Origin of the sequence: Salinisphaera sp. LB1 (genome assembly GCF_003177035.1) — a bacterium.
In the GTDB taxonomy this organism is placed as follows: domain Bacteria; phylum Pseudomonadota; class Gammaproteobacteria; order Nevskiales; family Salinisphaeraceae; genus Salinisphaera.
Map to the genome: position 1 here is coordinate 602,917 of NZ_CP029488.1, position 16,070 is coordinate 618,986.

A 16,070-nucleotide genomic window follows, 5' to 3' on the forward strand; every position below is an offset into this window, starting at 1 on the left:
GATCCGAGCTCTCCTGGTTTGCCCTCACGAAACAGCATCCCGGCCGCCCGATCGAGCGGCCGTGGATAATCAGTCAGTCGTTTTCATCCCGATGCCGGCCGCATTCAGAAGCGGGGCCAGACGATCGGCATCCAGCGCCGGGCACCAGCCGGCCGGTTTGTGCATGGTCGCGCCTTCGGCCATGAACATGGCATTGAGCACGGCTTCGTCAGTCGCCTGGACGACGGCCATATAGAAGGGGTCGAAATATTCGTTGTTCACGCAGCGCATCTGCTGGTGTGCGGATGCCATCTGCGGCAGTGGGCTCTCGTTCGCCGTGCTGAAAGCCAGAAACATGTCGCCGGAATCGTTGCCGCCCGGGCTGCCGCCCCGGCCGATGCCGAGCCCGGCGCGCTGGGCCAGCCGTTTCAACTGATGCGGGAGCATGGGCGCATCGGTCGCCACGACGGCAATGATCGAGCCCCGCTCCCGGTTGAGTTCGGCCGATTCGTTTTCATCCACGAGCGCTTCGCCGACCGGCACGCCGCAGATCTGCAGCCAGTCGCGCTTGCCGTGATTGGCCTGGACCAGCACGCCCACGGTGTAGGTGTTATCGCCCACGCGCAGCCGACGCGAGGCGGTGCCGGTCCCGCCCTTGAAGCCGTAGCAGACCATGCCGTTGCCGCCACCGACGTTGCCCTCGGCAATGGCGCCGCCGGCCGCGGCGTCGAGTGCGGCGCGGGCGTGCTGCGCGTCGACATGCTGGCCATTGACGTCGTTGAGTACGCCGTCATAGGTCTCGGCCACCACCGGCATCGCCCAGAGATGGTGCGCGTCGTAGTGCACTGCATAGTGATCGAGCATCCAGCGCGTCGCCGCGTGGTGCACGATGCCCACGCTGTGCGAATTGGTCAGGCACACCGGGCCGACGAAGTAACCGCCGTGCTCGATCCAGTGCGTGCCGGTCACCTCGCCATTGCCGTTGAGCGCATGAAAACCTGCCCAGACCGGCATCGGCGTTGGTGCCCGGCCGCGGGGCAGGATCGCGGTCACACCGGTCTTGATCGGCCGGCCGTTATCCGCCGTGCCATCGATGGTTTCGTAGCCCACCAGAACACCCTGCACATCGGTAATGGCGTTGTGGGGCCCCGTGGCACCAGCCAACGGCAGGCCGAGATCACGTGCGCGCATTCGAGTCATTCGCAAAAGCTCCGTTCCAATAGTGCGAGAATGGTGGGCATCGCCATCGGCCCATCGAGATACCGAGTCTTCATGACGCTTGCCCTTCTCGCGGATCACGGCCCATAACGGGTCACCACGGCCACTCGCTGCATCGATCGGCGAGGCAACGACTGATCCGGCTGTCAATCTAGACGCATATGACATGCAAATACCATAATCAATTCGGATGCCATACAAATGTCAGATGCCGAGGAACTGTCGCTGTTGACCGAACGCGTGGCCCAACTGGAAGGCGGCCTATCGCCGTCCGAGCGCACGCTCTATGCGACGCTGCAGGCGAATCTCGAGAATCTGGCATTCGAGACCGGCGCGAGCCTCGCGAAGAAGAGCGGCGTGAGCCCGAACACGGTCAGCCGGTTTCTACGGCGACTCGGCTACAAGGGCTTGAACGGGCTCAAGGATGCTCTGCGCGACGAACTGCGCTCGCGGTCGTTGCTCAACGCCACGCTGGTCGAGCGTGTCGAGCACCAGCCCGCGGATCTGATGGGCCATCTCAACGCCGAGATCAATGCGCTCAAGGATTTCGCCGAGCAACTCGGCGGCGCCCACTGGCGGGCCATTGTGGCACGCGTGGCCGAGGCCGAGCGCGTGTTCGTCTGCGGCTTTCAGACCGTGCGCGGCCTGGCGGAGGATTTCGCCAACCGGCTCGCGCTGGTGCGCCCCGGCGTGGAATTCATCGATCTGTACAGCGGCGTGCTGGGCCAGTGGATCGACAGCCGCGACGCGCGCTGCTGCGTGATCCTGATCGATATCACACCCTACGCCAAGGCCGGAATCACCTTCGCCAACGATTGTCTGGCCAGCGAAACCGATCTGGTGGTGTTCAGCGATGAATACGGCATCGCCCGCTATATCGATACGCCCTATATCGTCAGCATGAAGACCCAGACCGGCCTGATCCTGGAATCCACTGGCGGGCTCACGAGCGCGCTCAACGTGCTGTTGCACTGCGTGGCCGCCGAACACAAGACCGATCTGCGCGAGCGTATGGAGGCCTACCGGGCGCGGGTGCAGAACCTCAGGCTCTATACGAAATAACCGGTTGCGCAGTGGGGTCAATGGCCTCGACCCCGCTCCGAACCGGACCGTCGCTCGCCCGGCGGCGCCGCATCGCACCTGGCGTGGTGCCGTGCACGCGCACGAACGCCCGCGTAAAGCTTGGCGCATCCGCAAAGCCGATCTCGTGCGCGATTTGTGCAATCGAATGATCGGACTGCAACAGCCGATCGCGAGCCCAGTTAAGACGCCGGGCCAGCACCGCTTGTTGCGGCGGCACGCCATAGTGGCACCGAAACCACTGATTGAGCGCCGAACCCCCCATGCCCAAGTGCCGCTGCAATTCGGCGTTACTCGGCGGCGAGGCCAGCCGCGAATCCACCAGCGTTTGAAAGCGTTCGTGTTTCGAATCGGTCGTCCCGGCGGCCCGATCGGCGAGCAACTGGTAGACCTGTACCGCCAGCATCGTGGCCCACTGATGCGCCAACAGCCGGCTACCGTTCGGCACCTGGACCAGCTGTGAAGCCGCACACGCAATCAGCAACCGGAGTTCGGCCGGCATGGCGAACGCGCGCGGCGCCTCGAACAGCTCATGCAGCCCGGCGCACGGCTCGATTGTCTGGATCTGCTGCACGGTGTCGTCGTCCAGAAAAAGATCGACTACCAGGAGCCGACTGTCCTCGCTGCGACCGGCAAAGAAGTGCCGCGCATGGCAGGGCACGATGCCGATGCGGCCGGTCGATACTTCGAATTCCGCGCTCGCCATCTCGCAGCGAACGGCGCCGCCCAGCCCGAACAGCAGCTGGGTGAAGGCGTGCCGGTGTTCGCCGTGGCCGCGCCGGATCGGGTTCAATCGAGCGTGAGTCTGGTTCATATAACAGTGGATCCGGGGCCGGATTCAACGTCGCACACGCGTAATACTGAACAATCGATGCGCAAAATCGAACAACACGAACAGCCACAAGAACGCTAGGCTAAAGGATTATGCGTCCGGGGCCAACGGCAGCGACGAGCCACTTTCGAACCGAGAGAAGCGCGCGCAGGCCGTCACCACGATGCGTACCGTCGCCGATGGGCACGAGGCCGAATTTTCACCACGGGAGTCGCGCAATGCAATGGTCAGCACCCAGAGTCTACGACGATCCGAGCTATCAGAACGTCCTCGCCACTTATCGGGTGGATGAGGCCGAACAAGTCGCTCGCCTGCTGGATGTCGCCGCCCTCGACGAGGCCAGCGCGATCGAAGCCGACGCGGCCAGGCTGGTCGAGGTGGTGCGCGAAAAAGCCACCGAGGGCGGCGGCATCGATGCCTTCATGCAGGAGTACGAGTTGTCCAGCGCCGAAGGCGTGGTGCTCATGTGCCTGGCCGAGGCCCTGCTGCGCATCCCGGATTCCGAGACCGTCGACAAGCTGATCGAGGACAAGATCGGCGGCTCCAACTGGGAGTCGCATCTGGGCGAATCGAAATCCTGGTTCGTCAACGCCTCGACCTGGGGCCTGATGATCTCCGGCCGCATGCTGCGCCGCGAGGACCTGCCCGAGCGCAATTTCCGCAGCACCATGCGGCGCATGGTGCGCCGCTCCGGCGAGCCATTCATCCGCTCGGCCGTGCGCCGGGCGATGCGGGTGATGGGGCATCAGTTCGTCATGGGCCGTTCCATCGAAGAGGCGCTGCGCAACGCCAAGTCGCTGGAACGGCGCGGCTATTCCTATTCCTACGACATGCTCGGCGAAGCGGCGCGCACCGACGCCGACGCGCAGCGTTATTTCGACGACTATCACCACGCGATCGAGGCCTGCGGCAAGGTCAGCGCCGAGCGCGGACCGGAGGATGCACCGGGCGTGTCGGTGAAACTGTCCGCCCTGCACGCGCGCTATGAGCTCGGCCATCGCGATCGTGTGATCGACGAGCTGCTGCCCCGCCTGCAGCAGCTGACACGGCTGGCTGCGCAATACGACATCAACCTCACCATCGACGCCGAGGAGGCCGACCGGCTGGATCTGTCGCTGGAAATCTTCGAGTTGGCTTCCGCCGACCACGAGTTGGGCGACTGGCAGGGTCTCGGGCTGGCGGTTCAGGCCTACCAGAAGCGCGCGCTCGACATGATCGAATGGCTCGCCGATCTGGGCCGGCGCCACCGCCGCCGCATCATGGTGCGACTGGTCAAGGGCGCCTACTGGGACACCGAGATCAAGCGTGCCCAGGAGGCCGGACTGGCCGGCTATCCGGTGTTCACGCGCAAGGCCAACACCGATGTCTCCTACATGGCCTGTGCGCGTCGCATTCTGGCGCACGACGACGTGTTCTACGGCCAGTTTGCGACCCACAACGCCCATACACTGGCTTATATCCGGCATCTGGTCGGCGACCGGACCGACTTCGAGTTCCAGCGCCTGCACGGCATGGGCGAGGATCTGTATTCGGAGATCGTGGAAAAAGCCGCCAACGGCAAGCGCCCGCGCTGTCGCATCTACGCCCCGGTCGGCGCACACGAGGACCTGCTGGCTTATCTGGTCCGTCGCCTGCTGGAAAACGGCGCCAACAGTTCATTCGTCAATCGCCTGGTCGACGAGAACGAGCCGATCGCCGATATCGTGGCCGACCCGGTTCGCGTGGTGCGCGAGCAGGGCCAGGTACGACATCCGCGCATCCCGCTGCCGCAGGATCTCTACGGCGAGCGCCGACCCAATGCCCGCGGCATCGATCTGTCCGACCTGCGCCAGCTGACGCAGCTGTCCGAGACCATGGCCGAAGCCGCGAGCCGAAACTGGCAGGCCGGCCCGCTGATCGGCGGCAAGCGGCCCAGGCGCGCATCGGACGCGCTGGCCAACAACCAGGCCGAGGCCGTGATCAACCCGGCCCACAACGACCAGGTCGTGGGCCATGTCGCGCTCGCTGCTGACGACGACGTGGAAGCCGCGCTGGCGGCGACATACGAGGCCGCCCCGCGCTGGTCGGATACGCCGGCCGCCGAACGCGCCGCCTGCCTGCGCCGCTATGCCGATCTGCTGGAAGCCCATATGGGCGAACTGATCGCGATCTGTACCCGCGAGGCCGGCAAGAACGTGGCCGACGGCGTGGCCGAAGTGCGCGAGGCGGTGGATTTCTGTCGCTACTATGCCGTGCAGGTGGAGGACGAGTTCGCCGTCGATCAGGTGCTGCCCGGGCCCACCGGCGAGCGCAACACCTACGGCCTGTATGGTCGCGGCGTATTCGTCGCGATCTGCCCGTGGAACTTCCCACTGGCGATCTTCTCCGGCCAGGTGGCGGCGGCACTGGCAGCCGGCAACGCCGTGATCGCCAAACCCGCTGAGCAGACCTGCCTGGTCGGTTCGCGGGCCATCGAGCTAATGCACGAAGCCGGTTTCCCCGGCGACGTGCTGGCCTTCCTGCCCGGGGCGGGCGACATCGGCGCCAAGCTGGTCGCCGATTCGCGCATCGCCGGCGTCGCGTTCACCGGATCGCTGGCCACGGCGAAGAAGATCAACCGCACGCTGGCCGAGCGCGACGGCCCGATCATCCCGCTGATCGCCGAAACCGGCGGGCAGAACGCGATGATCGTGGATTCCTCGGCCCTGATCGAGCAAGTCGTGGCCGACATCATCCGCTCCGGGTTCCAGAGCGCCGGTCAGCGCTGTTCTGCCCTGCGCGTGCTGTACGTGCAGGCCGACATCGCCGATACGCTGATTGAGATGCTCTCGGGTGCCATGGCCGAACTCTCGGTTGGCGACCCCTGGCATCTCGGCACCGACGTCACCCCGGTGATCGACGCCGAGGCCCGGCGCAATCTGGCGGCCTACGCCGAATACGCCGACCAGACGTTCAAGGCGCACTACAGTTGCGAACTCGACGAGGCGCACACCGACGGCACCTATATCGCCCCGCGCATCTACGAGCTGGACTCGATCAAACAACTCGGCGAGGAACAGTTCGGGCCGATCGTGCACATCATCCGCTTCAAGGCCGACGAAATCGATCGCGTGGTCGACGACATCAACGGCCTGGGCTACGGCCTGACCTTCGGCGTCCACAGCCGGATCGACACCACGGTCGAACGCGTGCTCAAGCGCCTGCGGGTCGGCAATGCCTACGTCAACCGCAACATCATCGGCGCGGTGGTCGGCGTGCATCCGTTCGGCGGCGAGGGGCTGTCCGGGACCGGGCCGAAAGCCGGCGGGCCGCATTATCTGCATCGTTTCGCCACCGAGCGGGCGGTTTCGCGCGATACCACCGCGGCCGGCGGCAACGCCTCGCTCATGTCGCTGGAAGAAGACGAGCCGGCCGAACACGTGTTCGTCACGCCCGAGCCGCAGCGCTTCAACCGGCCGGCGGAAACGAGCCGGGAGAGCGAAGCCGCCGAATAAGGGCGCAAAAAAGCGCCGCTCGGTTTCCCGAGCGGCGCGATTGTGGCCGGCGTCAGCCGTCGCCGTCAGTGCGTCGGCATGGCAAACGCGTTGGCGTCGTCCGGGGCGTCCGGCCAGCGCTGGGTGACGGTCTTGAGCTGGGTGTAGAAGCGCACGCCGTCCGGGCCGTGGGCATGCAGCACGCCGAAGCGCGAGCGCTTCCAGCCGCCGAAGGAATGGAAGGCCATCGGCACCGGGATCGCCACGTTCACGCCGACCATGCCGACGCGAATCTGTTCGTAGAACTTGCGCGCCGCGCCGCCGTGGTTGGTGAAGATGCACACGCCATTGGCGAACTCATGCGCATTGACCAGCGCGATCGCGTCCTCCAGCGATTGCTGGCGCACCACCGACAGCACGGGCCCGAAGATCTCTTCTTTATAGATCCGCATGTCGGGCGTGACGTGATCGAACAGGCAGCCGCCAAAATAGTAGCCATCCGGATTGTCGTTCGACGCAAAGCCACGGCCGTCCACCACCAGCTTCGCGCCCTCTTCCACGCCGAGATCGACATAGCCGCGCACTTTGTCGCGGTGTTCGGCGCTGACCAGCGGGCCCATCTGCGGCTCGGGATCGGCCAGGCCGTCGCCGACGGTCAGCGAAGCCAGGCGTTTTTCGATGGCGGCGACCAGGCGATCGGCGGTTTCCTCGCCCACCGGCACGGCCACCGACACGGCCATGCAGCGCTCGCCGGCCGAGCCGTAGGCCGCGCCCATCAGGCCATCGACCACGGCGTCCATGTTGGCATCCGGCAGCACGATGACGTGGTTCTTGGCCCCGCCGAGCGCCTGTACGCGCTTGCCGTTGGCCGCCCCGCGGGCATAGATGGATTCGGCGATGGGGGTCGAGCCGACGAAGCTGAGTGCGGCCACGCGTTCATCGTCGATCAGCGTATCGACCGCGGCCTTGTCGCCGTTGACCACGTTGAATACGCCATCCGGCAGGCCGGCCTCGGTCAGCAGTTCGGCCAGCCGCAAAGCAGTGGCCGGGTCTTTTTCCGAGGGCTTCAGGATAAAGGTATTGCCACAGGCCAGTGCGATGGGGAACATCCACATCGGCACCATGGCCGGGAAGTTGAACGGAGTGATGCCAGCCACCACGCCGACCGGCTGGCGCAGCGAGAAGGAATCCACGCCGGTGCCGACATTGAGGCTGTGCTCGCCCTTGAGTAGTTCCGGCGCGCCGCAGGCATATTCCACGACCTCCATGCCGCGCACCACTTCGCCCTTGGCATCCGAGAACACCTTGCCGTGTTCGCGCGTGATGAGCGCGGCCAGTTCGTCGGTATGCTCATCGAGCAGCTGCTTGAAGCGGAACAGCACCCGCGCCCGGCGCACGGGCGTAGTGGCGGCCCAGCCGGGCAGCGCGGCTTCGGCCGCGGCGATGACGGCCTCGACCTGGCGTTGATCGGCCAGCGGCAGGTCACCGATCAGTGCGCCGGTGGCGGGATTATGGACGGGCAAGGTGCGGTCGCTGGCGGCCATGACGAGGCTGCCGTCCACCCAATGGCCGTAGTTCGAAGCTGTCGAGCTCATGAGATTCTCCAGAAAACGATGAATCAGCCGGCCGGGGTCAGCACATCGCCGGCCGGCGTGTAATCAAGGCCGAGGTTGGCCGCCACCGCTTGGTGCGTAACCACGCCGCGATGCACGTTCAACCCGGCGGCCAGGTGCGGATTGTCGGTCAGTGCCTGTTTGTAGCCCTTGTCGGCGAGCTGCAATACATAGGGCAGCGTCGCATTGGTGAGCGCGAAGGTCGACGTGCGCGCGACACAGCCCGGCATGTTGGTGACGCAATAATGCACGACATCATCCACCGTGTACGTCGGCTCGGCATGGCTGGTCGGCCGGCTGGTCTCGAAGCAACCGCCCTGATCGATCGCGACATCCACCACGGCACTGCCGGGACGCATGCCAGCGATCATCTCGCGGGTGACGAGCTTGGGCGCGGCCGCCCCCGGCAATAGCACCGCGCCGATCACCAGATCGGCCTCGGTGATCGCCCGTTCCAGATTGTCGGTGTTGGAATACAGCGTGGTCAGGCGGTTGCCGTAGGCGTCGTCGAGTTCACGCAGCCGATCGATGGATTTGTCGAGTACGGTCACATCCGCGCCCAACCCCGTGGCCATGCGCAGCGCGTTGGTGCCCACCACGCCGCCGCCGACCACGGTCACCTTCGCCGGTGGCACGCCCGGCACACCGCCCAGCAGCACGCCGGCGCCACCGGCCACGTTTTCCAGCGCTGCCGCGCCCGCCTGCACCGACAACCGCCCCGCGACCTCGCTCATCGGCGACAACAGCGGCAGGCCGCCGTGCACGCCGGTGACGGTTTCATAGGCGATGGCGATACAGCCGGCATCCATCAGGCCGCGGGTCTGCTCGGCGTCCGGCGCCAGATGCAGATAGGTGAACAGGATCTGGTTTTCGCGCAGGCGCCGGTATTCGACCGGCTGCGGCTCTTTCACTTTCACGATCAGGTCGGCCGTTTCGAATACTGCCTCGGCCGAGTCGAGAATTTCAGCGCCCTGCGCCGTGTAGGCATCGTCGGCAAAACCGGCCGCCGCACCGGCGCCGGTTTCGATGAACACACGATGGCCGTGGCCGATCAGTTCGCGCGCTCCGGCCGGCGTGAGGCCGACCCGCGCCTCGGCGGGCTTGATTTCCTTGGGTACACCCACTTGCATCATTCGTTATTCCTTTTCAGTGCCGCACTGGCGCCTGGCAGCCACGTCGGGAGCGCGAGATTTCCGGTTTCCAGGGCTCGCGCGCTGTATCAAGACGCCCGGCGTTGAACATGAACCGATCCAGCTGGATCAGCGCTTTTCTCATCTGTGTGAATCGGCGTCGATCCGCGAATCAACAGGCCCTAGTCAACGCTGCGAATCGACGCGTCCAGCACCTCGCACATGAAATCGATGTCCGCGCGTTCGGCGATGAAGGGCGGGCCGAGCTGGACGGTATTGCCGCCAAAGCGCAGATACATACCGCGCTCCCAGGCCGCCTTGGCGATGGCCCAGGGCCGATACGTGGGATCGTTGCCGGCGGTTTCGATCTCCAGCGCGCCGGCCATGCCGAGATTGCGGATATCCACCACATGCGGCGCACCGCGCAGGGCGTGCAACTGGTCTTCGAAATACGGCGCCAGCTCGGCCGCACGCTCGGCCATGCGCTCGTTCTCGAACACATCCATCGCCGCGAGGCCGGCCGCGCAGGCCAGCGGATGCGCGGAATAGGTATAGCCGTGGGCGAGTTCGACCGCGTGCGGCGGCAGATCGGCGTCCATGAACGCATCGTAGATCGCGTCGCTCGTAACCACCGCCCCCATCGGTACCGCGGCGTTGGTGAGATTCTTGGCCAGCGTCATGATATCGGGCGTCACGCCGAACAGTTCGGCGCCAAAAGTGGCCCCAAGCCGGCCGAAACCGGTGAGCACTTCGTCGAAGATCAGCAGGATGTCGTGGCGATCGCAGATCTCGCGCAGGCGCTTGAGATAGCCGGCCGGCGGGACGACCACACCGGCCGAGCCGCTCATCGGCTCGACCATCACCGCGGCCACGGTTTCGGCACCGTGGTCGAGAATACGTTGCTCGAGCGTATCCGCCAGTTCGGCCCCATACTCGGGCACGCCGCGGGTGAAGCGATTGCGCTCGAGCAATGTATGCGGCAAATGTTCCGTGGCGAGCATGTCGCCGAAAAACGCCTTGTTGCCCGGAATACCACCCATGCTGGTGCCGCCGACGTTGACGCCGTGGTAACCCTTCTCGCGGCCGATCAGGCGCGTCTTTTCCGGCTGACCGCGGCGGGCCCAGTAGGCACGCGCGATCTTGATCGCGGTATCGGCCGACTCCGAACCGGAGTTGGTGAAAAACACATGCTCGAGGCCCTCGGGCACGATCTTCCTGACCCGCTCGGCCAGTTCAAACGCCATCGGGTGGGCATACTGGAACGGCGGCGCATAATCGAGGGTCTTGGCCGTCTTCGCGATCGCCGAAGCGATCTCGTCGCGGCCATGGCCGAAACTGGCACACCACAGCCCGGACAGGCTGTCGAAGATACGCCGGCCGTCGGCATCGGTGTAGTGGCAGCCGTCCGCCGCCACGATCAGGCGCGGGTCCGCCTTGAACTGGCGGTTGCCGGAAAACGGCATCCAGTAGCTATCGAAATCCAGCGATTGCGCAATGTCGGCCATGACGACCTCCGGGTGGCGAACGATAACGCTAGGTTAGGCTCCAGCAATGCGTGATTAAATATATAAGTTTTTTAATTCACGTATATTTTTATTAACACATGAACCGGGGGCGGATATGGAACGCGGCGTCGAACGACTGGGCCAGATCAGCGACATCGACCTGCGCCTGCTGCGGGTATTTCGCGCCGTCGTCGACGCCGCGGGGTTCACGCCCGCAGCGGCGGCGCTCGGCATCAGCCGTTCCGCGGTGTCGATCCACATGGGCGAGCTGGAAACCCGGCTGGGCTTCACGCTGTGCCAGCGCGGGCGGTCCGGTTTCGTGCTCACGGCCGAGGGCGAGGCCGTAGACCAGGCGGCGCGCCGGCTGATCGCGCATCTGCGGAGTTTCCGCAACGAGGTGAACGCCCTGCACCACGACCTGCGGGGCGAGCTCAACATTGGCATCACCGACAATCTGGTCACCCTGCCCGAGATGCGGATCACCGATGCGCTCGCCGAGCTCAAGGATCGCGGGCCGAACGTGCATACCAATATCCACATGATGCCGCCGGGCAACATCGAGTCCGCCGTGCTGGACGGCCGGCTGCACGTCGGTGTCACGCCCGCGCTATCGCGGCTGGCCGCGCTCGACTACATCCCGCTTTATACCGAACAGACCCTGCTTTACTGTGCCGCGGGTCATCCCTTGGCCGAACCGGGCAGGACGCCCGCCGCACAAGCGATCGAAGCGGCGGACGCGGTGCTGCCGGCGTATCCGCTGTCCGACGATGCACAGGCCGTGGTCGATCGCCTCAATCATACTGCGACCGCCAGCGAGCGCGAGGGCATCGCCTTTCTGGTACTCACCGGCCGCTATATCGGACTGTTACCGGAACACTATGCCCAGCGCTGGGTCGATGCCGGCCGACTGGTCGCCGTGCGCCCGCGGGAATTCAGTTATCGCATCGACTATCACGCCATCACGCGCAACGGCCGACGCCCGAATCGCGTGCTCGATACGTTTCTGAACAGCCTCCTACGCGGGCAGGCGCTCGAGCCGCCCGGCGCCGCCTCAGTAGGCCACCCGAACCGGAAGAATTAATCCACGGACAAGGAACACCGCCTTCAAATCCGGGTAGCAACTGCCAAAGCCGAAGACATTTGATCCACAGATTTCACAAATGACGCAGATTTTTAAAGCAGCGAAAGGCCGCGGCTTTCCCGCCCTCGCACGGAGTTGAACTGCCCCGTGCCCATCCGTGTATCACAAGAAGACAAAAACAATCTCGCCTTCTTCAATCTGCGTCATCTGCGTAATCTGCGGATAACCAAAGAACGCAGCGTTTCGACTCAAGCAGCCGCCACCGAACGCGTCGATTCAAGCGCCTCGGGCTCCAGCAATTCGATCCAGTGGCGTACCGGGCGCTGGGCGGCGGCTTCCAGATGCAGCTGGCAACCGACGTTGGCGGTGACGATCACGTCCGGGGCATCCGCATCCAGCGCTTGCAACTTGTCCGAGCGTAGCCGGTTGGCCATTTCCGGCTGCAGGATGGAATAGGTCCCGGCCGAGCCACAGCACAGATGCGCATTCGAGACGTGGGTGAGCTGATAGCCCGCCTGGGCGAGGATTTCGGCGACGTGATCGTGCAAGCCGGGCGCATTCTGCAGCGTGCAGGGCGGATGATAAGCCACCCGCCGGCCGCCGCCGATATCGCCCAGCGCGGAGAGATCCTCGCTGGCCAGCACATCGCTCAGGTCACGCGCCAGTTCGGAGACGCGCGCGGCCTTCTCGGCATAGGCCGGGTCATTGCGCAACATATAGCCGTATTCGGTGATCGACGCACCACAACCGCTGGCGGTGATCACGATCGCCTCGGCGCCCTGCTCGATGTAGGGCCACCAGGCATCGATATTGGCACGGGCGAAATCGTGGGCTTCCTCGCGGTGGCTCAGATGCTGTGACAGCGCGCCACAGCAGCCGGCCGTGGACGGCGCGACCAGACGGACGCCGAGCCGCGCCAGGATGCGCGCGGCATGCGCATTGGTATTGGGCGTGGCCACCGGCTGCACGCACCCGTCGTGAACGAGCATCAGGCGCCGGGTATCGCTGGCCTGCGGCCAGGCCAGGCGCGGCCGTTGCGGTGGCAGCTTCTGACGCAGGGAGACAAGCGGACCAACCAGAAAAGGCCGCGCGAGCTGGCCGAGCGCGTGCACCATGGCGAAGCGCCGCCGGTACGCCACCACGTGACGCAACAACCAGCGCAGCCAGCGTTCCCGGGCCGGCCGCTCGACCTGCTGGTCGACCAGATCGCGGCCGATGTCGGCCAGCTTGGCGTACTCGACCCCGGAGGGGCATGTCGTCTCGCAGGCCCGGCAGGTCAGGCAGCGATCCAGATGCTGTTGCGTCTTTTCGGTCGGCGTTTCGCCTTCCAGCACCTGTTTGATCAGGTAAATACGCCCGCGCGGGCCGTCGCGCTCGTCGCCCAGCACCTGATAGGTCGGGCACGTCGCGGTACAGAAACCGCAGTGGGTGCAGGCGCGCAGGATGCGATCGGCCTCGCGGCCATCCTCGGTATCGCGCAGGGCGTCGATGATCGATGTCTGCATGGCAGGACCTAGAAATCGGGAGAGAGACGGCCCGGGTTGAGAATCCCCGCCGGGTCCATCGATTGTTTCAAGCGCTTGTGCAGCCGCAGCAGCGGCGCGGGCATGGGGTGTTGGCGCGGGCTGATGGAGCCATGGTAAACGCTGGCATGACCGCCCTGGGCGGCCACGGCTTCACGTATCGTCTCGGCGGGCTGGTCGGAGATCAGCCAGCGCTGGGCGCCGCCCCAGTCCAGCACGGTCTCGCCGGCGAGATCGAGCGGTGACGTGGCCGGCGCGACCGACAGACGCCAGAGCGGCGAGCGATTGTCGGTAAAAAAAACCACGCCGATGCTCGCGCACATCGGTCCAGAACGTATCGTCCGCGTCCAGCGTTTCCCCGCCCAGCGTTTCCATCGCGGCCCGCACCGACGACTCCGCGCCCGACAGACGCAGATAGGCCCGACCATCTTCCCAGTACGCCCCGGTGATCGGCCAGGGTTTCAGGCCCCAGGTGTTGAATCGTTCGATCGCGGTGGCCTGGTCGTATTCGAACACGCGCGTCCGGGTAAAGCGCGGCGCCGGCAGCACTTTCAGGCTGATCTCCAGCAGTACGCCCAGCGTGCCGAAGGCGCCCACCATGAGCCGCGACAGATCGTAGCCGGCCACGTTCTTCATCACCTCGCCGCCAAAACGCAGTACCTCGCCGCGGCCGTTGATGATGCGTGTGCCGAGCACGAAGTCACGGGCCGCGCCGGCATACGGCCGGCTCGGCCCGGAAACACCGGTGGCGATCGTGCCACCCAGCGTGGCCGCTTCGCCGTAGTGCGGCGGCTCGAAGGCCAGGCGCTGGCCTTCGGCATCCAGCGCCGCCTCGATTTCGGCCAGCGGCGTGCCGGCGCGCGCGGTGAGCACGAGTTCGCCAGCGTCGTAGGTGACAATGCCCCGGTGCGGGTTCAAATCGAGCGCTGTAGTCGGCTCAGCGGCGGCTTCACCGAGAAACGGCTTGCTGCCGCCCCCGGTGAGGGTCAACGGCGAGCGGCTGTGATGCGCCTCGGCCACTTGTGCGGCCAATGCTTCGGTCAGATCGGCCATGGTCGCTACAACCGTTCCAGTTCGGGATGCGGCAATTCGCCGTTGTGTACATGCATGGCGCCGAACTCAGCACAGCGATGCAGCGTCGGGACCGCCTTGTCGGGGTTGAGCAGCCGCTTGTCGTCGAAGGCGGCTTTCACGGCATGAAACTGCGTCAACTCGGCCGAGGGAAACTGCACACACATCTGATCGATTTTCTCCACGCCCACGCCGTGCTCGCCGGTGATGGTGCCGCCGTGCTCCAGGCACAGCTGACAGATCGCGCCGCCGAAGGCTTCAGTGTTCTCCAGTTCGCCGGGCTGGTTGGCATCGTAGAGAATCAGCGGGTGCAGGTTGCCGTCGCCGGCATGAAAGACATTGGCCACACGCTGGCCGTATTGTTCCGACAACTCGCCGATACCCATCAACACGTCAGCCAGCGCGTGCCGCGGGATAGTGCCGTCCATGCAATAGTAGTCCGGCGAGATCCGCCCCATGGCCGGGAAGGCGGCCTTGCGCCCGGCCCAGAACAGCGCGCGTTCGACGTCGTCGCGCGAGATGCGCACGTCGGTCGCGCCGCTTTTCTCCACCACTTCGCGCACCCGTGCCATGTCGTCGGCCACCTCACCCTCGGTGCCATCGATTTCGCACAACAGAATGGCCGCCGCCTCGGTCGGATAGCCAGCATGCACGAATTCCTCGGTCGCCCGAATCGCCGGGTTGTCGAGCATTTCCAGACCGGCCGGCACGATGCCGGCCTTGATGATATCGGCCACGGCGTTGCCGGCCTTGCGGACGTCGTCGAAGGCGATCAGGGCGCACTGGGCCAGTTCCGGCTTGGGCAGCAGCTTGACTACCACCTCGACGATCACGCCGAGCAAGCCTTCCGAGCCCGTCATCAGCGCCAGCAGGTCATAGCCCGGCGAATCCAGCGCCGGGCCGCCGAGCGTCAGCCGCTCGCCTTCGATGGTCACGATTTCGACCTGCACGATGTTGTTGGTGGTAAGCCCGTATTTCAGGCAATGCACGCCGCCGGAATTCTCGGCCACGTTGCCACCGATGGAACAGGCGATTTGCGACGACGGATCGGGCGCGTAGTACAGCCCGAGATGGTCGACTGCCTGCGATATCGCGAGATTGCGCACGCCGGGCTGGACGGTCGCGCGCCGGTTGGCGGTGTCGATATCCAGAATGCGATTGAACTTGGCCAGGGACAGCAATACGCCGGACTCCAGCGGCAATGCGCCGCCGGACAACCCGGTGCCAGCGCCGCGCGCGACCACCGGCGTATCGTGCGCATGGCAGATACGCAACACCGCCTGGACCTGCGCGATGGTTTTGGGCAGAACGGCCAGCATGGGCAGGCGCCGATACGCCGACAGGCCATCGCATTCGAACGGACGCAGATCCTCTTCGGCGTGCAGTACGATTTCATCGGGCAGTTCGGCGGTCAGCGCCGCCCGCAGCCGTGTCTTGTGATCGGCATTGGGCGCGGTTGAACCGGCCCCGGCTGCTTCGGCAGCGGGCCGTTGCGACATATTCTCCTCCCTCGGCCGCGGTCTGAGCCGCGCGGCATCGGCCGGGCGCCGTGGGCCATGGCCGCTGATCGTTTTTATCGACTATAC

At 65.4% G+C, this 16,070-nt stretch carries 10 protein-coding genes and 1 pseudogene; 3 read left to right on the forward strand and 8 right to left on the reverse strand.

Annotated elements, in window-relative coordinates; translation table 11 throughout:
- Positions 1 to 69 precede the first annotated feature (69 nt).
- On the reverse strand, positions 70 to 1,179 hold the full coding sequence (locus tag SALB1_RS02680) for a P1 family peptidase (protein ID WP_109992460.1): 1,110 nt from the start codon (positions 1,177 to 1,179) through the stop codon (positions 70 to 72).
- 219 nt (positions 1,180 to 1,398) lie between these two features.
- On the opposite strand from SALB1_RS02680, the gene SALB1_RS02685 reads away from it, so the two are divergent.
- The gene (locus tag SALB1_RS02685) at positions 1,399 to 2,259 is read left to right on the forward strand and encodes a MurR/RpiR family transcriptional regulator (RefSeq protein ID WP_199678671.1); all 861 of its coding nucleotides are present in this window, start codon (positions 1,399 to 1,401) and stop codon (positions 2,257 to 2,259) included.
- Here SALB1_RS02685 and SALB1_RS02690 read toward each other — a convergent pair.
- Positions 2,240 to 3,091 carry an AraC family transcriptional regulator gene (locus SALB1_RS02690; RefSeq protein ID WP_109992461.1) on the reverse strand — a complete coding sequence of 284 codons (852 nt, stop codon included), beginning with the start codon at positions 3,089 to 3,091 and terminating at the stop codon, positions 2,240 to 2,242. The two genes, SALB1_RS02685 and SALB1_RS02690, sit on opposite strands and share 20 nt — an antisense overlap.
- Before the next feature lie 236 nt (positions 3,092 to 3,327).
- On the opposite strand from SALB1_RS02690, the gene putA reads away from it, so the two are divergent.
- Entirely contained in the window at positions 3,328 to 6,582 is a 3,255-nt protein-coding gene (gene putA, locus SALB1_RS02695) for a bifunctional proline dehydrogenase/L-glutamate gamma-semialdehyde dehydrogenase PutA (RefSeq protein ID WP_109992462.1), read from the forward strand.
- Between the two features lie 65 nt (positions 6,583 to 6,647).
- On the opposite strand, the gene SALB1_RS02700 is transcribed toward putA, so the two are convergent.
- From SALB1_RS02700 to SALB1_RS02710, 3 genes are all read right to left on the reverse strand, one after another.
- Positions 6,648 to 8,156, reverse strand: coding sequence for a CoA-acylating methylmalonate-semialdehyde dehydrogenase (locus SALB1_RS02700; protein ID WP_109992463.1), 1,509 nt, complete (start codon positions 8,154 to 8,156; stop codon positions 6,648 to 6,650).
- Positions 8,157 to 8,179: 23 nt separating this feature from the next.
- Positions 8,180 to 9,304 (reverse strand): alanine dehydrogenase, encoded by a 1,125-nt coding sequence (gene ald, locus SALB1_RS02705; RefSeq protein WP_109995236.1) that lies wholly within the window; start codon positions 9,302 to 9,304, stop codon positions 8,180 to 8,182.
- A gap of 182 nt (positions 9,305 to 9,486) precedes the next feature.
- Positions 9,487 to 10,809, reverse strand: coding sequence for an aspartate aminotransferase family protein (locus SALB1_RS02710; protein ID WP_109992464.1), 1,323 nt, complete (start codon positions 10,807 to 10,809; stop codon positions 9,487 to 9,489).
- A 115-nt stretch (positions 10,810 to 10,924) separates the two neighbouring features.
- Between SALB1_RS02710 and SALB1_RS02715 the strand changes: the two genes are divergently transcribed.
- A complete protein-coding gene (locus SALB1_RS02715) occupies positions 10,925 to 11,890 on the forward strand; it encodes a LysR family transcriptional regulator (protein WP_109992465.1) in 966 nt (321 codons plus the stop codon).
- A 248-nt stretch (positions 11,891 to 12,138) separates the two neighbouring features.
- Here SALB1_RS02715 and glcF read toward each other — a convergent pair whose 3' ends face one another.
- The 3 genes and pseudogenes from glcF to SALB1_RS02730 all read right to left on the reverse strand — a co-directional run bounded on the left by glcF (position 12,139) and on the right by SALB1_RS02730 (position 15,983).
- Positions 12,139 to 13,395 (reverse strand): glycolate oxidase subunit GlcF, encoded by a 1,257-nt coding sequence (glcF, locus tag SALB1_RS02720; protein ID WP_109992466.1) that lies wholly within the window; start codon positions 13,393 to 13,395, stop codon positions 12,139 to 12,141.
- An 8-nt stretch (positions 13,396 to 13,403) separates the two neighbouring features.
- Positions 13,404 to 14,466, reverse strand: a pseudogene (gene glcE, locus SALB1_RS02725) (glycolate oxidase subunit GlcE).
- A gap of 5 nt (positions 14,467 to 14,471) precedes the next feature.
- Complete coding sequence (locus tag SALB1_RS02730) at positions 14,472 to 15,983, reverse strand: FAD-linked oxidase C-terminal domain-containing protein (protein WP_109992467.1); 1,512 nt, start codon at positions 15,981 to 15,983, stop codon at positions 14,472 to 14,474.
- Positions 15,984 to 16,070 lie beyond the last annotated feature (87 nt).

Coding starts and splice junctions, on each gene's coding strand:
- SALB1_RS02730 (WP_109992467.1), bottom strand. CDS start 15,983: ATGTCGCAACGGCCCGCTGCCGAAGCAGCCGGGGCCGGTTCAACCGCG.
- SALB1_RS02685 (WP_199678671.1), top strand. CDS start 1,399: ATGTCAGATGCCGAGGAACTGTCGCTGTTGACCGAACGCGTGGCCCAA.
- SALB1_RS02680 (WP_109992460.1), bottom strand. CDS start 1,179: ATGACTCGAATGCGCGCACGTGATCTCGGCCTGCCGTTGGCTGGTGCC.
- SALB1_RS02690 (WP_109992461.1), bottom strand. CDS start 3,091: ATGAACCAGACTCACGCTCGATTGAACCCGATCCGGCGCGGCCACGGC.
- glcF (WP_109992466.1), bottom strand. CDS start 13,395: ATGCAGACATCGATCATCGACGCCCTGCGCGATACCGAGGATGGCCGC.
- putA (WP_109992462.1), top strand. CDS start 3,328: ATGCAATGGTCAGCACCCAGAGTCTACGACGATCCGAGCTATCAGAAC.
- SALB1_RS02700 (WP_109992463.1), bottom strand. CDS start 8,156: ATGAGCTCGACAGCTTCGAACTACGGCCATTGGGTGGACGGCAGCCTC.
- SALB1_RS02715 (WP_109992465.1), top strand. CDS start 10,925: ATGGAACGCGGCGTCGAACGACTGGGCCAGATCAGCGACATCGACCTG.
- ald (WP_109995236.1), bottom strand. CDS start 9,304: ATGCAAGTGGGTGTACCCAAGGAAATCAAGCCCGCCGAGGCGCGGGTC.
- SALB1_RS02710 (WP_109992464.1), bottom strand. CDS start 10,809: ATGGCCGACATTGCGCAATCGCTGGATTTCGATAGCTACTGGATGCCG.